Raw genomic sequence first — 20,281 nt, 5'->3', positions numbered from 1 at the left:
ATGACGTTATCTGCAGAAGTACTGAATCATACTATTGAACCTCATGGAGGAAAGTTAATCAATCGTTCCGTTGAAGGTACCGAACGTAATGAATTGATTGAAGCATCAAAGGATTTTCCTAAAGTAACTCTAAACGCTTGGAGCTTATCCGATTTAGAATTAATAGGTATAGGAGGGTTTAGTCCTCTTATCGGTTTTATGGGAGAAAATGATTATAAAAACGTAGTTGAGCATACTCACCTTGCTAATGGGCTAGTATGGAGTATTCCTATAACTTTGCCGGTCAGTGAAGATAAAGCAACAGAATTAAATATAGGTGATAAGGTAGCATTATACGGTGAAGACGACCATCTATACGGTGTATTAGAACTTGAAGAAAAATACACCTACGATAAAGACCACGAAGCTCAGAAGGTTTATGGCACTACAGACGAGAAGCATCCAGGTGTTAAAAAAGTTTATGAAAAAGGTTCGGTATATTTAGGAGGTCCTATCCGTCTTCTAGATCGACCTAAACACGATGAATTTTCAAATTATCATCTTGATCCTTCCGAAACACGTAAGTTGTTTTATGATTTGGGTTGGAAAACGGTAGTAGGATTCCAGACACGTAACCCAGTTCATCGAGCGCATGAGTATATACAAAAATGCGCACTAGAAATAGTGGATGGTTTACTACTTAATCCACTAGTAGGGGAAACTAAAGCGGATGATATCCCAGCAGATGTGAGAATGGAAAGCTATCAAGCCATATTAAATCATTATTTCCCAGAAAATAGAACGCGCTTAGTTATTTACCCTGCGGCAATGCGGTATGCGGGACCTAAAGAAGCTATCCTTCACGCTACGGTACGTAAAAATTACGGTTGTACGCACTTTATTGTAGGTCGAGATCATGCAGGTGTTGGAGATTATTACGGCACATATGAAGCTCAGGATTTGATTTCTCAATTTGAAGAAGAATTAGGTATTCACATATTGAAATTTGAACATGCTTTTTATTGTGAAGTTTGCGGAAACATGGCGACGGCTAAAACGTGCCCACATGACAGTTCTAAACATCTTCATTTAAGTGGAACTAAAGTCAGAGAGAAATTACGTAATGGTGAGGCATTGCCGAAAGAATTCTCTAGACCGGAAGTAGCTGAAGTGCTAATCAAAGGGTTACAACAAACTTAAGCTAAATGGGGGACAAGTATGAGCAAATCAACCAATATTACATGGCATGAATCTGAAGTCACTAAAACTGAAAGACAACATTTAAATAAGCAGAAGAGCGTTACAATTTGGTTTACTGGTTTATCAGGTTCCGGTAAATCTACTATATCAGTAGCACTCGAAAAAGCTTTATTTAATAGAGGAACACACACTTATCGTTTAGATGGCGATAACGTGCGACATGGTCTAAATAAAAACCTCGGATTTAGTCCTGAGGATCGACAAGAAAACATCCGCCGTATCGGTGAAGTAAGTAAATTAATGGTCGATGCTGGCTTGATAACGATAACAGCATTTATATCACCTTATCGTGCTGACAGAGATAAAGTCCGTGAGATTCTAGATTCTGGGGAATTTATTGAAGTTTACACGCAGTGCAGTGTAGAAACATGCGAGAAACGCGATCCTAAAGGGTTGTATAAGAAAGCGAGAACTGGTGAAATATCTGAATTCACTGGTATAAGTGCGCCTTATGAGGAGCCTCGCAATCCAGAGATTACTATAGATACTGAGCAAACAGATGTGAAAGCAGCAGTAAATCAAATCGTTAACTATTTAGAAGAAAATGATTATATATAAATATTTGGGAGGATATCACATGGGCTTAATCAGTAGCGCTGTTATTATCTTATTTATTATATTTCTAGTTAGTACAGTCACTGGTATATTTCTATTAGAAAATGGAAACAAACGTAAAAAGTTTGTTTTTGAAGTGAATATATTGTCTAAGTTCATGTGTGTTTCTTTCATTATTCTCAGTTTAATCTTAGTAATTATAGGACATTTTTCCACGAGTTAAGAAGAGAGCAGGACCAAAACGCTGAGGATTTGGGCCGGGGCCCCAACAAAGAGAAACTGGTTCATCAGTTTCCACCAGCAATGCGAGTTGGGGTGGGCCCCAACAAAGAGGAACTGGTAAACCAGTTTCAACAAGCACAGCGAGTTGCCGGGGCCCCAACAAAGAGAAACTGGGACTACAGTTTCCACAAGCTATGCAAGTTGGGGCGGCCCTATAAAAGCGAAGCCGGAGGCTGGGACATAATGGTCTTTGATTAGAGAGAAAGGGAGCGGGACAGAAATCTTTTCATTCAAATTAGATTTCTGTCCCGCTCCCAATATTTATTTTAGGGAGTAATTGCTTCAAAGTGAAATATTATACTATTTATAATTTCAGAATTATGATAATATTTAATGAAAAATCATCTTGTTGTAGAGGGGAGAATAAAAGATGGAATGGCTGAAACTTATCGGGATACTCATTATTATAATTGGCTTTTTAGTTAAGATGGATACTATAGCTATCATATTAATAGCAGCAATCGTTACAGGTCTAGTTTCTGATATGGACTTTTCAACTATATTAGCTACCCTGGGCAAAGCTTTTGTAGATCAAAGGCTAGTCACACTATTTATCCTTACCTTACCAGTTGTTGGACTCATTGAGAGATTTGGTTTGAAGAAACAAGCTTCTAACCTTATCGGTAAAATAGATAAAATAACCAGTGGCAGATTACTTACCTTATACTTATTACTCAGAGAAGTAGCAGGTGTAGCGTCGATTAGAATTAATGGCCACCCTCAATTCGTTCGACCACTTATTAATCCTATGACGCAAAGTGCATTACGAACGAAATATGGGCTGACAAATCAACAGGTCGACGAGAAAGATATTGATAAGATAAAAGCTAAAACGTCAGCTGTAGAAAATTATGGCAATTTCTTTGGACAGAATCTATTTATCGGTTCAGCTGGTGTTCTCTTAATGGTTGGAACATTTAAATCGTTACATATTAAAGTAAATGCAGTTGATCTCGTATTAGCCTCTTTACCAGTGGCAATTATAACGTTAGTTATTGTTTGGATTAGTAATATTAGTTTTGATCGATATTTAGAAAGAAAATATGGTCGTAGTAAAAGGGGTGACGAGGAATGAGTGAAGTAGTAATTAATCGTATACTTGAAGTTTTCTACATTATAGTCGGGCTGCAATTTATATATACAGCATACAGAGCTGTTACATCACCTGCTAAAGGCAAGCGTATAGGAACGGCGTTGTTTTGGTTGATACTCGCCATTCTCTTTATGTTTGGGCCCTATATACCGAATGTTATGAATGGGGTATTAATTGTGCTGTTGGGACTGTTAACGTTGTTTAAGCAAGTGAAAATTAAAAATATTGTTGACGTTAATGATCAAGAAGTTGAACGGGGAGCAGAGCGCTTTGGTAACAAATTATTTATACCAGCTCTTGTATTAGCTGTGGTTGCAGTTATTGTCTCAAATTGGACGCCACTAGGAGGTGCTATAGGGTTAGGTATCTCGTCAATTGTAGGTTTGATATCAGCTTTATTAGTTATTAAACCTAAAGCTAAATATATACTGTTAGACAGCGACCGATTAACTCAACAAGTTGGTGCTGTAGGTATATTACCACAATTTTTAGCTGCCTTAGGTGTTCTCTTTACAGTGAGTGGAGTGGGGGAAGTAATCTCCCAAGGTATTTCTTCTTTCTTACCAGAAGGAAATCATCTTCTCGGATCGATTGCATACATTTTAGGTATGGTAATTTTTACTATGTTAATGGGGAACGCTTTTGCTGCATTTACCGTTATAACTGCAAGTATCGGTATACCATTTGTTATTTCACAAGGAGGGGATCCAGTTATAGCTGGAGCATTAGCGATGACAGGAGGATTCTGCGGAACGTTAATGACACCTATGGCTGCAAACTTTAATACGTTACCTGTAGCACTATTAGAAATGAAAGATGAGTTTGGTGTGATTAAGACTCAATTGCCAGTAGCTTTAATATTAATTATTGTACATATTACATTAATGTATTTTTGGGCTTTTTAGAGCGGAGTTGAAGATTGCAGAAAATATTTAAACTCAGGCTAACGTGAAATCAGTTTAATCAATAGTTGATAAGGAGCGATAATAAAATGAGAATACTCGTAGCAGCTTTTGATCCATTTGGAAACGAGAGAATTAATCCTGCATTAGAAGCGGTGAAGAAACTAGATAATAAAATTGGTGAACACGAATTATATAAATTAGAAATTCCTACTGTGTTTTATAAATCAAAAGAAGTACTAGAAAAAGAATTGTTGAAGGGTCAATATGATGGTGTGCTAGTTATTGGACAAGCCGGTGGTAGATTTGAAATAACTCCAGAGAGGATAGGCATCAATATTGATGATGCGCGTATCGCTGACAATGACAACAACCAACCTATAGATACAGTTATTCAAAAAAAGGGAGCTGCTGCTTATTTTTCAAATATGCCTGTTAAAAGGATGACTAAAGCTATCATTGAAGCAGGCGTACCAGCGCGACTTTCAAACACTGCCGGAACTTTCGTTTGCAACCATATCCTTTACCAAATGGGTTACTTACACGAGACAAAGTATCCTGAAATATTATTTGGTTTCATTCACGTGCCCTACATACCGAGCCAAGTAACATCAAAGCCTAATCAGCCTTCTATGTCTCTAGAGACGATCGTTAAAGGTTTAACGTCAGCGATTAAAGCAATTTCTTTAGATGAAGATTCTAAAGTCACTCTAGGAGAAACGCATTAGAAATCTCTATGAGGGTTTTATGAAAATGAGATAGTAATTTGTATAGTTAAGAGTGAAAGATAATACTTTAACTTCGACCTCTTTAGATTGATGTTATAGAGATTGTATCCTAAAGAGTGTTAAAGGCGCAACTTACATTAAATTAGAAAGTAGCTAAAAAATGCCTAGGGAGCGGGCCAGAAATCTTTTTATTCAGATTAGATTTCTGGCCCGCTCCCTACTGCTGTTTTTAAGGTTTTATGTCCCTTATTCTTAGATTATTGTTTAGCGAATGATTTAAAGTTTTTTAAACGCTCTTGTTTTTCTTCTTCGCTAATATCATGACGTTTAACGTAGCGATTGCGCTCATCTGCAGCACATTCATAACTGCAAGCACCAAGATAACGTTTTTCATTTTCTTCTGATACTAGAATCTGTTTGTTACATTCAGGATTACTGCAATTAATGTAGCGTTCACATGGTGTGCCGTCAAACCATTCTTTACCTACGATAGTTTTATCAACTTGGTTTACGTCAACGCTAATACGTTCATCGAAGACGTACATCTTGCCATCCCAATATTCGCCTTGTGTTTCGGGATCTTTACCATAAGTTGCTATTCCGCCCTCAAGTTGACCTACATCTTCAAAGCCTTCACGTTTTAGCCAACCAGAGAATTTTTCACAACGAATGCCACCCGTACAATACGTAACAATTTTTTTACCGGATAATTCATCTTTGTGATCTCTAATCCAATCAGGGAGATCGCGGAAACGTGTAATATCTGGACGTACCGCCCCTCTAAAGTGGCCTAGGTCATACTCATAATCATTACGTGCATCTAAGATGATAGTGTCATCTGAGAGAAGCGCTTCCTTAAATTCACTTGGTGAATAGTATTTACCTGTGAGCTCTTTAGGATTGACATCTTCATCTAAATCGAAAGCTACGATTTCTTTTCTAGGGCGCACATGCATCTTTTTAAATGCGTGCTCTTCTGCTTTATCTTCTTTAAAGACGATATCTTCAAAACGTTCATCGGAGCGTAGATGTGCTTTATACTTTTCTGTCGCTTCTTTGGGGCCAGAAAGCGTACCATTTAATCCTTCTGTAGAAACGAGAATACGTCCCTTCAAGCCTAATGATTTACAGAAATCTAAGTGCTCTGCTGCAAATGTTTCAGGATCGTCAATAGTGACGTATTTATAGTAGAGTAATACTCTATAATCCATACTCATAATTACCTTCTCCTTTTATTTTTTAATTTATAAAAATGTCTCATGAAATGAGGTCCGTTAATTTAGAATATAAGTCTTACAATAATTCTCATATAGGGGAAATAAACCGTATAACAGTAATATTTTAACATGCTTGTCAATTTCACATAATATTCCCGCCTCATTTTAATAATAATTAAATTGCTACAAACTTTCTTTGAGTGAACAAAAGGGAGCGGGACAGAAATCTAATTGGAATAAAAAGATTTCGTAGTCCCGCCCCTAATCAAAACTGAATATTTAGAGGTCCGGCAGACTAACCGCATCTACAAATATTAGAGAATGACTCGCTCATACACTGAAAGTTGTATTTTCATAACGGATGTGATAAACCATAAAATTAAATAGAGACTATTAAAAAATCATGAAAAAAGGAAGATCTACGTTGGAAAATGTTGTAGTAGGTATTGATATCGGTACAAGTTCAGTTAAAGCAATTGCGGTCAATCGACAAGGAGAGGTAGTAAAGGTTGGCAAAAAAGAATTGAAAATATTTCATGATCAACCAGGCTATAGTGAACAAGATCCGAATGACTGGGTAGCAGCGGCTAAGTCATGTTTGAAACAAATTAATGATTATTGTCAGCGCGAGAAATATGTTATTAAAGGAATATCTTTCACTGGACAAATGCATAGTTTAGTATTGCTTGGTAAGAATTTCGAACCGTTGCGTAAAGCTATTCTATGGAATGACACACGGTCATCTAAACAGTGTGAACAAATTAGAGAAGAATTAGGTAAATATGTCTTAAGTAATCCAGTATTAGAAGGATTTACGTTAACTAAGTTGCTATGGGTGAAAGAGAACGAACCGGCTATTTGGGATAAAGCTCATGTGTTTATGTTACCGAAAGATTTCGTGCGTTATAGATTAACTGGAAAGGTTCACATGGAATATTCAGATGCCTCAAGTACGCTTTTGCTGAATCCTAAAACGAATGATTGGTCGAGGAAAACTGGTGACATCTTTGGTATGAAAGATTTATATCCTGCTCTTGTAGCTTCAACTGACCGAGTGGGGACGCTGTCAGATTCCATAGCTGAGGAACTAGGTTTAAGTAATAAGATTGAAGTGTTTGCTGGCGGTGGTGATAATGCTTGCGGCGCAGTAGGTGCGGGAGTAATGAATGAGGATGCAACGTTATGTAGTATCGGCACTTCAGGCGTCGTCTTATCTTGTGAAGCGCAAGAGGATAAAACGATGTATCATAATATCCATATGTTTAAGCACGCCAAAAAGCAGATGTCCTATGCAATGGGGGTAACGTTAGCGGCTGGAGATAGCTTAAGTTGGTTACAGAGAACAATTTTTCCCGATTTGAGTTTTCCTGAAATTGTAGATTTAGCTAGTCGATCTGAACCGGGGAGTAACGGTTTATTGTTTGCACCATATTTGTCAGGAGAACGTACGCCACACGGTGATGCGAGTATACGGGGCAGCTTTATTGGTTTGAGCGGTATGCATACTCAAGCTGATATTGCTCGAGCTGTATTAGAAGGTATTACCTACTCGTTGTATGATTCTATTTCATATTTACGTCAAACTGGTAAGTCGATAACAGAGATAATATCTATAGGTGGAGGCGCACAAAGTCAATTTTGGTTGCAACTTCAAGCCGATATCTTTAACTCTACTATCAAAAGTCTGCGTAATGCTGAAGGCCCAAGCATGGGCGCTGCGATGATAGCTGCTTATGGACTCGGATGGTTTAATAGTTTGGATGAATGTGTTCAACAATTTATCGAATATGGAGAAACCTACAGACCAGATGAAGAAAGGCATGAACGCTATCAACAGTTCTATGATGTTTACAGAGATATTTATCAGCGAACGAAAGGAATGACCACGAGACTATTAGAATTGGCACGTCATTCTAAAATTCAATCTTAAACGAAGGCGCTTGCAAGAATAGATCGCTTGCGTTAATATTGAGATGTATTGAGTAAAAATAATAAATGAACCACTGGAAGTGCTTTTGTTAAGGGCTGAGACTAAAGTATTGACTTTAGAATTCCTGGAACCTGATCCAGTTCATACTGGCGTAGGAAAGTGGCGTTAAAAAGAGTGGAAGTTACTAATCGTGACGTTATTTTTCTAGCCGGAAAATAACGTCTTTTTTTAATGGAGTGACAAACTTGTTTATTGCAATAACGCCTTATAGAGAATTGTTAGATCAAGATGCAACTCACTATAGTGCATTAGCACCGTGGTTAGATGGGTTAATATTGCGAACTCCTATGAAACGAGAAGCTTTAAAGCAATGGGTAGAGAAGCTCGTAGCGCTGGGTTACCCCCGGCAGAAGCTGATCGCTCATAGTGATGTGTCACTATTAGAAGTGTGCAATTTACAAGCTATACATTTTACAGAAAGTGAAGAGAACATTGCACAATTTAAACGAGCTCATCCGACTATTCAAATGAGTCAATCAACCCATTCCAGCGATGCCATTCAACGCTCGGAGGCTTGTAACTTAGACTTTGTATTATACGGTCACATATTTCCTACCGCGTCTAAGCCTAATTTGCCACCGCGTTCTGAAGAGGAAATTGTACGAGCGACAAAGCATCAAATTCCTGTGTTAGCACTAGGAGGTATCTCACTTAACAACATCAAGCATTTACCTAAAGGATTTTCGGGAGTAGCAGCTATATCATTATTTGAAAAAGCTACCATCACGGACATGAAAAGTTTGAGAAAGGAATGGTCCGAGTATGTATGATGTGATTATTGTCGGTTCTGGTGTAATGGGCATGTCTATAGCTCGAGAACTAAGTCAAAATAATCTGAATGTAGCAGTTATTGATAGAGATGTAGCTGGAAAACATGCTTCGTATAAAGCAGGAGGGATGCTTGGAGCTCAGAATGAATTCACATCGTATAGTCCGCTCTACCGACTAGCTCGTGAAGCGCAAACGAGGTTTGAAGGTTTAAGTGAGTCACTTAAGCAAGAAGTGGGAGTTGATATTGAGTACAAGCAGACGGGTTTGATTAAACTTGCTGCTCAAGATTCAGATAATGATTTTGTCGAAAAACAGTATCACTTTTTACACCAGTATAATCCTAGTGTAGAGTTATTATCTTCCCAAAACTTGTCGCTAGCTACACACGGCGAGGTTGACACACGTGGATTATCAGCAGCACTGATACCAGATGATCATCAGATTAATGCTAATAAGTATACTAAGGCCTTGCTTAAATCGTTAAACAAACGTGATATTCATCGCTGGTATCAAACAGAGGCGCTCAACATTGAAAGCATTTCTAATGGGTACCAAGTAGTGACGAATCGTGGATGTTTAACAACAGAGAAAGTGATTGTTGCAGGCGGGGCATGGAGTGCAGACTTAATTGAAGAACCGTCACTAAAGAGACAAGTAACCGGCGTTAAAGGCGAAGTATTATTGGTTGAAAATAAATCTCTCAAGCTCGATACGACTATATTTATGACGAATGGTTGTTATATCGTCCCTAAAAGTAAACACCGTTATTTAATTGGAGCAACGAGCTTAAACAATGATTATTCGGTAGGTGTGAGTGAAGCTGGCAAACAGTGGCTCTTTCATCAAGCTTGTGCTAAGGTGCCTGGCCTTCAAGATAGCAAGATGATCAAGCACTGGTCTGGTATTCGACCGTACACCCTTAATGAACAACCCATCATGGACGAAATTCAATCGGGTTTATTTATTATTACAGGGCATTATCGCAATGGTATCTTACTTTCTCCGCTCATTGGCGAACTCATGTCTGAATGGTTAGTCAATGATAGTCGGCCAGAAGTGTTAGAAAACTTTATCTATAAACGAGGTGAGCTCAATGAAGTGTGTGATTAATGGCGATACTTTTACTTTTGATTCCGAGTTATCTGTTCAGTCTGTAATTCAACAATTAGAACTAGATGAAAAAAGAGTGATAGTTGAGCATAATGAAAATTTACTCAAGCGAGAACAATATGAATCAGAAATTGTTAAAGACTCAGACAAACTTGAGCTATTAGAAGTCGTAGGAGGCGGTTGATATGTTTAAAATTGGAAATTTAGAGTTTAATTCAAGGTTATTTTTAGGAACGGGTAAATTTGAAGACGAAGAAACGCAGAGTAAAGCAATTGAAGCTTCTGGAACAGAAGTGCTTACATTTGCGGTGCGTCGGATGAATTTATATGACAAATCCTTACCTAATCCTCTGGCGAATGTGGATTTAAGTAAGTTCACTACTTTTCCTAATACAGCTGGAGCGAAGACAGCTCAAGAAGCTATTCGCATTGCAGAAATAGCTAACCACGCTGGCTTATGTGACATGATAAAAGTTGAAGTGATTGGCGATGATGAAACGTTATTACCAGATCCGTTCGAAACTTATGAGGCATGCAAAGTATTGCTGGATAAAGGTTATATAGTCTGTCCGTATATATCAAACGACCTGGTGTTAGCTAAACGTTTAGAAGAGCTAGGCGTACATGCAGTGATGCCACTTGCTTCCCCTATTGGTACAGGAAGAGGTATCAATAATCCGTTGAATTTACGCTACATCGTAGAACATACTTCAGTGCCAGTGATCGTAGACGCAGGCATCGGTTCGCCTAAAGATGTAGCTCAAGCTATGGAATTAGGTGCAGATGGCATTCTCTTAAATACTGCAGTTTCTAGTGCGAAAGACCCAGTTAAAATGGCAGAAGCTATGAAATTAGGTATTCATGCAGGTCGTCTAGGTTATGAAGCTGGTCGAATTCCAGTAAAATACACAGCTCAAGCCTCTAGCCCAACTGAGGGCCTCGGATATCTATGATGACTAGATACGCGCGTCAAGCACGCTTTAATGAGTTCGGCGAAGTAGGACAAGAACATCTTTCTGCAATGCATGTCTTGATTATAGGTGCTGGCGCATTAGGTAGTCATACTGCTGAGATGTTAGTAAGAATGGGGGTTAACCATCTCACAGTGATAGATATGGATATCGTAGAGTTATCTAATCTTCATCGCCAGGCGGTTTATGATGAAGAGGATGTTTCCGCGTTGCTACCTAAAGTTGAAGCGCTCAAAGAAAAGTTGCGTCGCGTTAACTCCAGCGTTCAGGTCGACGCACTTTATGAAGAAGTAACGAATACTAATATGCTGGAGTTATTAGAGCGAGTTCAACCAGATATAATCATGGATGGCATGGACAACTTTAAGATGCGTTATTTAATAAATGAAGCGGCTATCCAAACTGGCATTCCATGGATATATGGGGCAGTCGTTGGTAGTAAAGGAAGTGTCTACGCTTTCGATCATACAGGGCCGTGTCTAAAATGTTTATTTGGTAGTATGCCAGAAACAGCAGAAAGTTGCGCTATTAATGGTATCTTGCCGCCTGTAGTGCAACAGGTGGCAAGTATTCAAGTTTCAGAGTTATTGCGGTATGCAAGTACGAAAGGTTTTTCTAAACTGCTCATTACGGTAGATAGTTTTGATATGCAGTTTAAAACTTTAAATGTTGACGCTTTAAAAAATGCAGATTGTGAAATTTGTACCCATTACAACTATCAATTACTTAATCAGAATGAGCATTCTCCAATAGAAGATTTGTGTGGCGACGCGACTAGATTTCGCTTTAATCCTCAAGCGTTTGACTATGCAAATCTTATTCCAGGAACTTTGTATAAAAGTAATTCTTTTGCGAAGATGATTCGGTATGAGGATTACACATTTACCCTTTTCAAAGATGGACGGATGAATGTTCATGGCCTCACTGAAAATAGTGAAGCGAAAAAGCTATATGACCTTATTTTGAAAAGTCTAAAGTAACACGTCGTAAAGGTGGGGTGCTCAGTTATCAAGACTTATAACGCTGCCCCCAATAGGTGCAATGTATGCGAATACTGTAATGTGACGTGAGACACAAGACAAGTTCGAATAACTCTGAAACGATTAACAAGTGAATTATAATGCTAATTAGTGGTTGAGGTAGCAGAATTTCACAATTGATACGATACCTCATCCCTATTGCGTGAGTTGATTTAAACCACCATTCTTTCCCATAGGTATATAGAATTTACTTAATTAGATTTAGCTAATAACGCTTAAGACTGTAATTGATAGTCAGCCCGAACTATAATTAAGCAATCTAAACTCAAATCGATACCTTACCATGTGATTCTAGATTATTATAGGCGTTATTAGTGTGAGAGGCTGGGACATAAATCCCAGCCTCTTTCAGCATCTTTGCCGGCGCGGGGCTAGGAAATCTTTTTATTCAAAATAGATTTCTGTCCCGCTCCAAAGCTCTCAACCCTAAAGCTACATTCACTTGCTGTAAAAAGTCGAGATGAAATCTTTGAGAGACAAAGGTGACTAGAGTTTAACTATTAGCTCAAAGTGCTAAGTTATCGTCATCTTTGTCTCATGTTTTATAAGCTTTCAGGTTACAGTTATTTATGCCTCAAAGTTAGGACACTAGCCTTTTTTAGGATGTTTATACCACTCTTTTAAAAATTGAGTTAATACTTCAGCAAACTGTTCTAGCTCCGTTACTTTAATCTTCTCATCAACGCTATGCGCTTCCTTTAATTCTCCCGGACCATATAAGATGGTAGGTATACCGAAGAATTCAAGCCAACCACCATCAGTCACTGTCGAACTCATATTAGATTGAAGAGGTTGATTTAAGACTTTCTCATGTGATTCTTTAAGCAAATGATAACCGGGATGATCGATAGGTAAAGTGAAACTAGGAAATACTTCATTTTTGTCCTCAATCATCGAAGTGCCTCCCCAGTCATATTGAAGGGGATTATTACGTAGCCATACATCCGCTTCAGCCATCTTATTTAAATGTGATTCTACCTCTGCAATGACTTCTTCATGATTCTCGTCAGGTAAATAATGCACCGTCACCCATAGGTTACATTGATCTGCCACGAAAGCAGGATGCCGCCCACCTTCGATTACAGCAGGATTTATAGTTGTAGAGCCTGCTGGCATACCAGGATAGCTCTTCGTGACGGCCCAATGACGCTCTAGTTCATTTAAAGATTGAATCACTTTGGTCATTTTTTCAATCGCACTTGCACCATAAATTCCTCCACCGGCGTGAATCATATTTAAGCGTGCACCATCATGAATAGTTTCTCTGCTACTTACTGTTATCCATCCTGTTACCACGCCGCCCTGACCTTGCGCCATTTGTTCACTCGTATCTAATACAATACCTAAATCTGCTTGGGGTGCATGTTCACAGGCAGTCTTAGTGCCTGCTTCACCAACTTCCTCACCAACGACGGATTGAACGATGATATCACCTAAAGGTTGTAGTTGCTCAGAATGGAGTCTTTCAAGAACATAGAGCAAAGCAGCCATTCCACCTTTCATATCTGCCACGCCACGTCCGTACAAATACTCATCTACTTCAGTGAGTTGAAATGGCGGGTAAGTCCATTCTGAACTCTCGCCCACCTGAGCGACGTCAATATGACCATTTAGAATCAATTTAGGCGCTGTCGGATCTTTACCTCTAAGTGTAGCGTTGATTACACTATCGTTCTTATACAAAGGGATGCGTTGAATCTCAAAGCCTATCTCTTCCAATATTTGTTGAATTTCATCTTGTAATGGGTCAGTATTGCGTGCGGGTGGACTTTCAGTTTGATATTTCACGAGCATTTCAAGAATATTTTTAAAGCGTTGTTCCATTGTTTCCTCCTCCTTTATTCTATTATATAGTTGTTACTCTAGAGTGTATCAAACTAAGCTTTGAAGACAATTGAGAGCAGAACCTCTTCGCAAATACTTACTTATGAGTGAGGTAGTGAACTTTAGTTCAATGAACAACTATAGTGACAAACGAATTCATGTAAGCTAAAGGGGGAGTCAAAACTCTATATCTAAGAGATGTATTCAATTCTATAATTAAAAGTTATTGGAAAAGCGAACTTAGTGGAAGGGTGCAGCTATTCAAAAGAGGGGTTTAAAGCCAATAGTTGTGTTAATAAACTGAATATAGACGGCAATAAATTGATTTGCAACCTCATTTTGTCATGCTTTCAATTAAGATAGACGTTGATACTTTCGTTATATAAAGATTAGTCTTTTACTAAGTTTTTAGAACAGTTTTCACAAAGGACTTTTTGACCAGTAGCCCATCCTTTCAAAAATGTATACCCTTTGATTTCATTAGAATTAGTCGATATTGTTATATTTTCGTTCTTTTGAATATTATTATTGCAAGATGTACATTTTAATTCATCAAATAACAATTATATCCCCCCCCTTCATTTTTTACGATATACCTAAATTGTCGCACCGCACATGTAAGGTAGGATGGCTAGGTAGTAAACTTCTTTTTCTTATTCAAAGATATTTGAATTAATAAACTTTTGTACAGATCTAATGATATCTACTTTCTTCACATAGTTGAGAGCGGGACAGACATCTAATTTGAATAAAAAGATTTCTGTCCCGCTCCCTTTCTCTCTAGTCAAAGACCTTTATGTCCCAGCCTCAGGTTTAAGTTCCTTGGTTCTTATCTATTTAAAAGTAGTTACTATATGTCCAAAGCATAATGCCATACATATTACTGTACTACAAGCTCATTGAAGTAAGCTGAATAATCAAGTGCAATATCAAAACGTTGAATCATTCATATCATTTTTTATTTTTAAATTTCATCACTATTGAGCCGATACCTAAAAGTACAAAAAAAGTTATAATCCAACTTATAATAGTGGTGATCATTCTATTCTCCTCCTGTCTTACCTAATTCACATCATCATATACCTTTAATCCTTTTCCCCAAAAAAAGTGAACCGAAAACAAAATCTTTGATTCACTTCTCTAATATCGTAAAAATAAACATTCTCTATTTATGTAATTTTATACTAACATTTCAAGTTTGAGATATCGACCATTTGTCGAACTATTTTTGATAGTTTCAATTCTTTAATTGCTGCCATTAAGCCTTGAAAAAGTGATGAAATTGTAGAATAATACAAAAATGAATAGGAAATGTTTATGGCTGAGCTTAAATGTTTTCTTATATAAAGTATAATATTACAACCTCGAGAATAATGAATTGAGCGTACTTTAACATATATTTATAAACACTTGTAGGCAGTCAGCGGGCGATGATTGCTTTTATTAATAGGCATCGTTAAAGCGCTTTCAATTCTATAAGTACCGTGAGACATGGGGGGCTATGCAACACGGTAGCTAGGTTGGATTATTGAAACTCTATAGTGGGGGATATAGATATGACATTCTTAACTGTATTGCAATTAATTATCAATGTGTTAGTTGTTGCTGTGTTAGTCTTTGGTTTGTTGATTGCTGTAGCATTTTACTTTAAAGATAAGACTCAGAAACATCATAGTGTATTACGTAATTATCCATTACTTGCACGCGTGCGTTACTTTTTAGAGAAGATAGGACCTGAAATGCGTCAGTATCTATTCTCAGAAGACACACAAGGTAAGCCATTTTCTCGTGCAGATTACACTAATATAGTTATAGCTGGTAAGTACAATTCACGTATGTCTAGTTATGGAACATTATATCCTTATGAAGAAGGTTTCTTCATACAAAACGCGATGTATCCTAAACAAGAGTCTGAACTGAACATTGATCAATCACGTATGATATCAACATTTATCTATAAGGTTAAAAATGAGCGTTTATTCAATCGTGATGAGAAAATTCATAAGTCAGAAATCGATCCTTACTATCTTGCAGATGATGACGCCGTTGTGCTCGGAAGTCATTTGCAGCGCCCGTTTAAGATTAAGCGCCTAGTAGGTCAATCAGGGATGAGTTACGGCGCATTAGGTGGTCGTGCTATTACCGCTTTATCTATGGGTCTTGGTCAAGCGGGCACTTGGATGAATACTGGTGAAGGTGGTTTGTCTCAATATCATCTAGAAGGTGGAGCAGATATCATCTTTCAGATAGGACCCGGAATGTTTGGAGTACGTGATAAAGAGGGGTCTTTCGACTTAGATATGTTCTTGAAAGTTGCCCGCAGAGAGACGGTTAGAGCATTCGAAGTTAAACTTGCTCAAGGTGCTAAGACACGTGGTGGACACATGGAAGGTAATAAAGTGACAGAAGAAATAGCTGAAATTCGTAACGTTGAACCGTGGAAAACCATTAATTCACCTAACCGTTTCAGCCATATTAGCAATAATAAAGAATTGCTAAGTTGGGTGAATAAATTAGAAACACATGGGCAAAAACCAGTAGGATTCAAAATTGTAGTCAGCCGAGTGAATGAAATAGAAGAGCTTGTAAAAACAATGGTTGAGACGGATACATATCCAAGTTTCATCACTGTAGATGGTGGTGAGGGGGGTACTGGAGCGACCTTCCAAGAACTTCAAGATGGCGTAGGTCTACCGTTATTTACCGCTTTACCCATTGTGTCAGGTATGCTAGAGAAATATGGTGTGCGTGACAAAGTGAAGATCTTTGCTTCTGGTAAACTGGTCACACCTGATAAGATTGCTATTGCGCTTGGCTTAGGTGCAGATCTTATTAATGTGGCACGCGGTATGATGATTAGTGTAGGTTGTATTATGAGTCAGCAATGTCATATGAATACATGTCCAGTAGGTGTGGCTACTACTGATCCTAAACGTGAGCGCGCTTTAATTATCGATGAGAAGAAGTACCGTGTAACTAACTATATTACAAGTTTACATGAGGGACTCTTTACGATTGCTGCTGCAGTAGGCGTATCCAGCCCTACTCAAATCACTCGCGATCACATCATATTGAAGCGTAAAGATGGATCTATTCAGACCATTCACGATTACAAATTGAAGTTAATTGATGACAGTAAAGTCAGTTAATGTACTTAGTTATTAAGATTTTAAACACTTTATAGTAAAATGGTATATAGCAAGTTGAAATAACGTAAATGTCGAAAGAAGGGATAGTATGTTATTTCAATTAGATCTCTTTTTAAGAATAATCGTCGCTGCGTTTTGTGGCTCCATAATAGGTTATGAAAGAGCGCAAAGAATGAAGGCTGCAGGTGTACGTACTCACATTTTGGTCAGTACCGCATCAGCATTATTCATTATTATTTCAAAATATAGTTTTGATGATTTATTAGGTCATACTAACATTGCGCTCGATCCATCGCGTGTAGCTGCACAAGTGGTCAGTGGTATCAGTTTCATCGGTGCAGGTACAATCCTAATAAGAAACCAAAATATTAACGGTTTAACGACAGCAGCCGGATTGTGGATCATGTCTGGTATTGGTATGGCATTAGGCGCAGGTATGTATTTTATAGGTATTGTTACTACGATTTTGATTGTCGTCGTTCAGTATTTCATGCGGGCACGCTTCCTCCATGAAATTATTATTCGTAAAGAGAAGGTTAAATTCACTATAGAAGCGAATTATTCAGCTCACATTAAACAAGATATAACTCAACTATTAGAGAGTAACGGTATAGAAAACATTTCTTTCACTATTTTTAAGATAGATAGAGGGACTATTTATTTAAATGTGACAGGTAAAGTTGCAGCTAAAGGTTATAGTAATAATAAAATGATAGAAAACCTTATCGATTTAGACGATATTAATTCAGTAACTTAGCGTTTATTGAAGAATCTATCAAAGCATGGGGTAACATGCTAATGCCATATATCATTGTCAAAACAGGATTGCTTATAAGTTTTAACCAGCACTGTTTCAGTGTGCTGACTTGAGGGCGTTTTCTCAACTAATCAAACCAACCTGAGCTTTGGTTTATAGACTTCGAAAACGCAGAGTGATAGTAGAAGTGCCTTCTTGAAAGTCTTTCTATTATCGCTCTATCTCTAGTTAGCATACTAAGTGCTGGTTTTTTTAGTATAGTAAAAGTTGTGAGGGAGAGTATGTAGCAGCAATCTTATCGTCTGCGATGAAACGGTTACGTATAGCTGACTATTATCTTCAAGAGGTCGGGACAAAAGCGTTTAGGATTTGAGCAGGGGGCCCCAACACAAAGAAACTGTTAAACCAGTTTCAACAAGCACAGCGAGTTGGGGTGGGGCCCCAACACAAAGAAACTGGTTCATCAGTTTCCACCAGCAATGCGAGTTGGGGCGGGGCCCCAACAAAGAGGGAGCGGGTCAGAAATCTTTTCATTCAAATTAGATTTCTGACCCGCTCCCGAATCTGAGCATTTCTGTCGACAATCCTGCTTTTGGGAGGCCGATAATCGGTTTCCCAGAGCACAAAAGCTTTATGTCCCAAACCCCAATTCTGCATTATAATGTACGTTTATTCCTCGTACTTTTTATTGAGCTTCGTTTTTGATTTTAGATTTCTATTTTTCCCGAGCTATCAGGTGTTTTTATGGCAGCTCGCACTCCTTCTATAATTCCTATAACACCAGGAATACCAGTCCAACTAAAGGCAAGATATAATAAACCCAATCCTGTTTTTTTGCTATAGAACTTATGGATGCCGAGCCCTCCCAAAAAGAAAGCTAATGCCGCATAAACTATTTTGTCTACTTTCATAAGGTCGCCTCATTTCAAATAAATTATTTGATTATTATTATAAACTATTTCTATAAAAGGTTCTGTTGCAAAGTTAATTTTGTAGCATAATTTTAACAAAAAGAGGCATTTTCTATGAACTATTTCAGATATAAGCAATTTAACCAAGATATCATAACCGTAGCCGTTGGCTACTACTTAAGATACGCATTGATTTATCGTGATATATCTGAAATATTAAGAGAACGTGGTGTTGATGTTCATCATTCAACCGTCTATCGTTGGGTTCAAGAATATGCACCTATTTTATATCAAATTTGGAAGAGGAAACATAAAAAAGCGTATTATAAGTGGCGTATTGATGAGACATATATCAAAATTAAAGGACAGTGGTGTTATCTGTATCGTGCGATTGATGCAGATGGACATACATTTGATATTTGGTTGCGCAAAAAACGAGATCATCAATCCGCATAAGCGTTTATAAAACGTTTCGTTAAACAATTTGGTCGACCCCAAATAGTAATTATAGATCAAGCACCTTCAACGAAGGTCGCAATGACTAAAGTTATTAAAGAATTTAAGCTTAATCCTAAGTGCCATTGTACATCTAAATATCTTAATAATATCATTGAACAAGATCATCGTCATATTAAGGTATGAAAGACAAGGTATCAAAGTATCAATACGGCCAAAAATACACTTAAAGGCATTGAATGTATTTATGGATTATATAAAAAGAACCGTAGGTCTCTTCAGATCTACGGATTTTCGCCATGCCATGAAATAAGTTACATGTTGGCGAGTTAATAGCAAAAAAACATCAAAACCATCACTAGTGATTTATTTTTATAACTTTGCAATAGATCCTTAAAAATCAATTTTTAAAGCTTCTTTATCATAAAGCTTTAATACAAAAACTTCTTTCTTAAGAGGCTGGGACATATTGTAATGTCCCAGACCCTTTTAGCATCTTGGCAGTAGATGACTGATTTGAAAATGCGCTTGTATCAAGCTTTTTTCAATTCTAGTCATCCTTGCCGGGGCGGGACTACGAAATCTTTTTGTTCAAATTAGATTTCTGTCCCGCTCCCTTTTTAGTTGAATAAACGAAAGTTAAAATTCAGCATAAAATGTTGAGCTATATTCATTAATTCTTTGTTTGTAATCCTTCCAATAATTTCAATATTTTTTCCGCCATTTTGAGTATAATCTAAACTATACACCTGTTTGGTATTAACCTTACTCTTTGGTTTTAGGCTTTTGTTATTAATAGCTATAAAATAAGGTCGTTTTTTGTCAGTTGATGTAATAGGACAGACAATAATCAAATTGGAAGATAGGTTATATTCATCTCGACTTAATACAATAGCAGGTCTTCTTTTTCTTATTTCGCTCCCTTTTGATGGTTCAAAATCAATATAAACCAACGTCCCTTGTTTAATTTTCATTGTCTAACTCATTACCCCTCGTTGAAAAATTCTTGGCTATTGTATCTTCTTGGTCTATGAACTGACCGGGTTCAGCGTTTTCAAAATAATCGTCTACTTTTGGAATAAGCGAAATTGTACCATCGTCTTCTTTTGTTACGAAAAACTCTTTGCCTTCTGGAACGTTGAACTTTTTTGCTAAAGTGACCATAACAGCATTACCTTGTTTTCTTGCTTTAACAGTATCCATTAGTAGCCTTCCTTACGTTTTAAGTATACATAAAATATCAGTAATTATAAGTAATATAAAAGTATCCTCCTAACTTTGCAACA

The 20,281-nt window shown here is 37.5% G+C and carries 21 protein-coding genes, 1 pseudogene and 1 riboswitch; of the genes and pseudogenes, 17 read left to right on the top strand and 5 right to left on the bottom strand.

Annotated features, from left to right (window positions below):
- From sat to pcp, 7 genes are all read left to right on the top strand, one after another.
- On the top strand, positions 1–1,179 hold the full coding sequence (gene sat / locus N9R04_RS06390) for a sulfate adenylyltransferase (RefSeq protein ID WP_262855836.1): 1,179 nt from the start codon (positions 1–3) through the stop codon (positions 1,177–1,179).
- Positions 1,180–1,197: 18 nt separating this feature from the next.
- Positions 1,198–1,797: an adenylyl-sulfate kinase gene (gene cysC / locus N9R04_RS06385; RefSeq protein ID WP_262855834.1), complete on the top strand. Its 600-nt coding sequence runs from the start codon at positions 1,198–1,200 to the stop codon at positions 1,795–1,797.
- 19 nt (positions 1,798–1,816) lie between these two features.
- A complete protein-coding gene (locus tag N9R04_RS06380) occupies positions 1,817–2,017 on the top strand; it encodes a hypothetical protein (protein WP_262855833.1) in 201 nt (66 codons plus the stop codon).
- Between the two features lie 80 nt (positions 2,018–2,097).
- Complete coding sequence (locus N9R04_RS06375; protein WP_262855832.1) at positions 2,098–2,274, top strand: hypothetical protein; 177 nt, start codon at positions 2,098–2,100, stop codon at positions 2,272–2,274.
- 172 nt (positions 2,275–2,446) lie between these two features.
- A complete protein-coding gene (locus N9R04_RS06370; RefSeq protein ID WP_262855831.1) occupies positions 2,447–3,151 on the top strand; it encodes a DUF969 domain-containing protein in 705 nt (234 codons plus the stop codon).
- Positions 3,148–4,074: a DUF979 domain-containing protein gene (locus N9R04_RS06365; protein ID WP_262855830.1), complete on the top strand. Its 927-nt coding sequence runs from the start codon at positions 3,148–3,150 to the stop codon at positions 4,072–4,074. Before N9R04_RS06370 ends, N9R04_RS06365 begins: the two co-directional genes overlap by 4 nt.
- A gap of 86 nt (positions 4,075–4,160) precedes the next feature.
- Positions 4,161–4,799 (top strand): pyroglutamyl-peptidase I, encoded by a 639-nt coding sequence (gene pcp / locus N9R04_RS06360; protein WP_262855829.1) that lies wholly within the window; start codon positions 4,161–4,163, stop codon positions 4,797–4,799.
- 257 nt (positions 4,800–5,056) lie between these two features.
- Here pcp and trhO read toward each other — a convergent pair whose 3' ends face one another.
- Complete coding sequence (gene trhO, locus N9R04_RS06355) at positions 5,057–6,010, bottom strand: oxygen-dependent tRNA uridine(34) hydroxylase TrhO (RefSeq protein ID WP_262855885.1); 954 nt, start codon at positions 6,008–6,010, stop codon at positions 5,057–5,059.
- A gap of 430 nt (positions 6,011–6,440) precedes the next feature.
- Between trhO and xylB the strand changes: the two genes are divergently transcribed.
- The 6 genes from xylB to N9R04_RS06325 all read left to right on the top strand — a co-directional run bounded on the left by xylB (position 6,441) and on the right by N9R04_RS06325 (position 11,838).
- Positions 6,441–7,946: a xylulokinase gene (xylB, locus tag N9R04_RS06350; protein ID WP_262855828.1), complete on the top strand. Its 1,506-nt coding sequence runs from the start codon at positions 6,441–6,443 to the stop codon at positions 7,944–7,946.
- Between the two features lie 65 nt (positions 7,947–8,011).
- A riboswitch (TPP riboswitch) is annotated at positions 8,012–8,121 on the top strand.
- A 70-nt stretch (positions 8,122–8,191) separates the two neighbouring features.
- Entirely contained in the window at positions 8,192–8,776 is a 585-nt protein-coding gene (locus N9R04_RS06345; RefSeq protein WP_262855827.1) for a thiamine phosphate synthase, read from the top strand.
- Positions 8,769–9,887, top strand: a complete 1,119-nt coding sequence (thiO, locus tag N9R04_RS06340; RefSeq protein WP_262855826.1) for a glycine oxidase ThiO — start codon at positions 8,769–8,771, stop codon at positions 9,885–9,887. The genes N9R04_RS06345 and thiO overlap by 8 nt, the downstream gene beginning before the upstream one ends.
- Positions 9,871–10,071 (top strand): sulfur carrier protein ThiS, encoded by a 201-nt coding sequence (thiS, locus tag N9R04_RS06335; protein ID WP_262855825.1) that lies wholly within the window; start codon positions 9,871–9,873, stop codon positions 10,069–10,071. Before thiO ends, thiS begins: the two co-directional genes overlap by 17 nt.
- A gap of 1 nt (position 10,072) precedes the next feature.
- Positions 10,073–10,840 (top strand): thiazole synthase, encoded by a 768-nt coding sequence (locus N9R04_RS06330; RefSeq protein WP_262855824.1) that lies wholly within the window; start codon positions 10,073–10,075, stop codon positions 10,838–10,840.
- Entirely contained in the window at positions 10,840–11,838 is a 999-nt protein-coding gene (locus tag N9R04_RS06325; protein WP_262855823.1) for a ThiF family adenylyltransferase, read from the top strand. The genes N9R04_RS06330 and N9R04_RS06325 overlap by 1 nt, the downstream gene beginning before the upstream one ends.
- A 648-nt stretch (positions 11,839–12,486) precedes the next feature.
- Here N9R04_RS06325 and N9R04_RS06320 read toward each other — a convergent pair.
- A complete protein-coding gene (locus N9R04_RS06320; RefSeq protein ID WP_308445806.1) occupies positions 12,487–13,740 on the bottom strand; it encodes an acetylornithine deacetylase in 1,254 nt (417 codons plus the stop codon).
- A 1,538-nt stretch (positions 13,741–15,278) separates the two neighbouring features.
- Here N9R04_RS06320 and N9R04_RS06315 point away from each other — a divergent pair.
- From N9R04_RS06315 to N9R04_RS06305, 3 genes are all read left to right on the top strand, one after another.
- The gene (locus N9R04_RS06315) at positions 15,279–16,871 is read left to right on the top strand and encodes an FMN-binding glutamate synthase family protein (protein ID WP_262855820.1); all 1,593 of its coding nucleotides are present in this window, start codon (positions 15,279–15,281) and stop codon (positions 16,869–16,871) included.
- Positions 16,872–16,959: 88 nt separating this feature from the next.
- A complete protein-coding gene (locus tag N9R04_RS06310) occupies positions 16,960–17,628 on the top strand; it encodes an MgtC/SapB family protein (protein ID WP_262855819.1) in 669 nt (222 codons plus the stop codon).
- Between the two features lie 369 nt (positions 17,629–17,997).
- The gene (locus N9R04_RS06305) at positions 17,998–18,171 is read left to right on the top strand and encodes a hypothetical protein (protein WP_262855818.1); all 174 of its coding nucleotides are present in this window, start codon (positions 17,998–18,000) and stop codon (positions 18,169–18,171) included.
- Positions 18,172–18,335: 164 nt separating this feature from the next.
- Here N9R04_RS06305 and N9R04_RS06300 read toward each other — a convergent pair whose 3' ends face one another.
- On the bottom strand, positions 18,336–18,539 hold the full coding sequence (locus N9R04_RS06300; protein WP_262855817.1) for a TM2 domain-containing protein: 204 nt from the start codon (positions 18,537–18,539) through the stop codon (positions 18,336–18,338).
- Positions 18,540–18,653: 114 nt separating this feature from the next.
- Between N9R04_RS06300 and N9R04_RS06295 the strand changes: the two are divergent.
- Positions 18,654–19,328, top strand: a pseudogene (locus tag N9R04_RS06295) (IS6 family transposase).
- A 287-nt stretch (positions 19,329–19,615) separates the two neighbouring features.
- Here N9R04_RS06295 and N9R04_RS06290 read toward each other — a convergent pair.
- Both N9R04_RS06290 and mazE read right to left on the bottom strand, forming a co-directional pair.
- Positions 19,616–19,969 carry a type II toxin-antitoxin system PemK/MazF family toxin gene (locus tag N9R04_RS06290; RefSeq protein ID WP_262855816.1) on the bottom strand — a complete coding sequence of 118 codons (354 nt, stop codon included), beginning with the start codon at positions 19,967–19,969 and terminating at the stop codon, positions 19,616–19,618.
- A complete protein-coding gene (mazE, locus tag N9R04_RS06285) occupies positions 19,959–20,198 on the bottom strand; it encodes a type II toxin-antitoxin system PemI/MazE family antitoxin (RefSeq protein WP_262855815.1) in 240 nt (79 codons plus the stop codon). Before mazE ends, N9R04_RS06290 begins: the two co-directional genes overlap by 11 nt.
- Between the last annotated feature and the right edge of the window lie 83 nt (positions 20,199–20,281).

It is taken from the genome of Staphylococcus marylandisciuri (genome assembly GCF_025519785.1).
GTDB lineage: Bacteria > Bacillota > Bacilli > Staphylococcales > Staphylococcaceae > Staphylococcus > Staphylococcus marylandisciuri.
The sequence above is the reverse complement of the archived record's forward strand: the minus strand, read 5'-3'. Positions and strand labels throughout refer to the sequence as shown.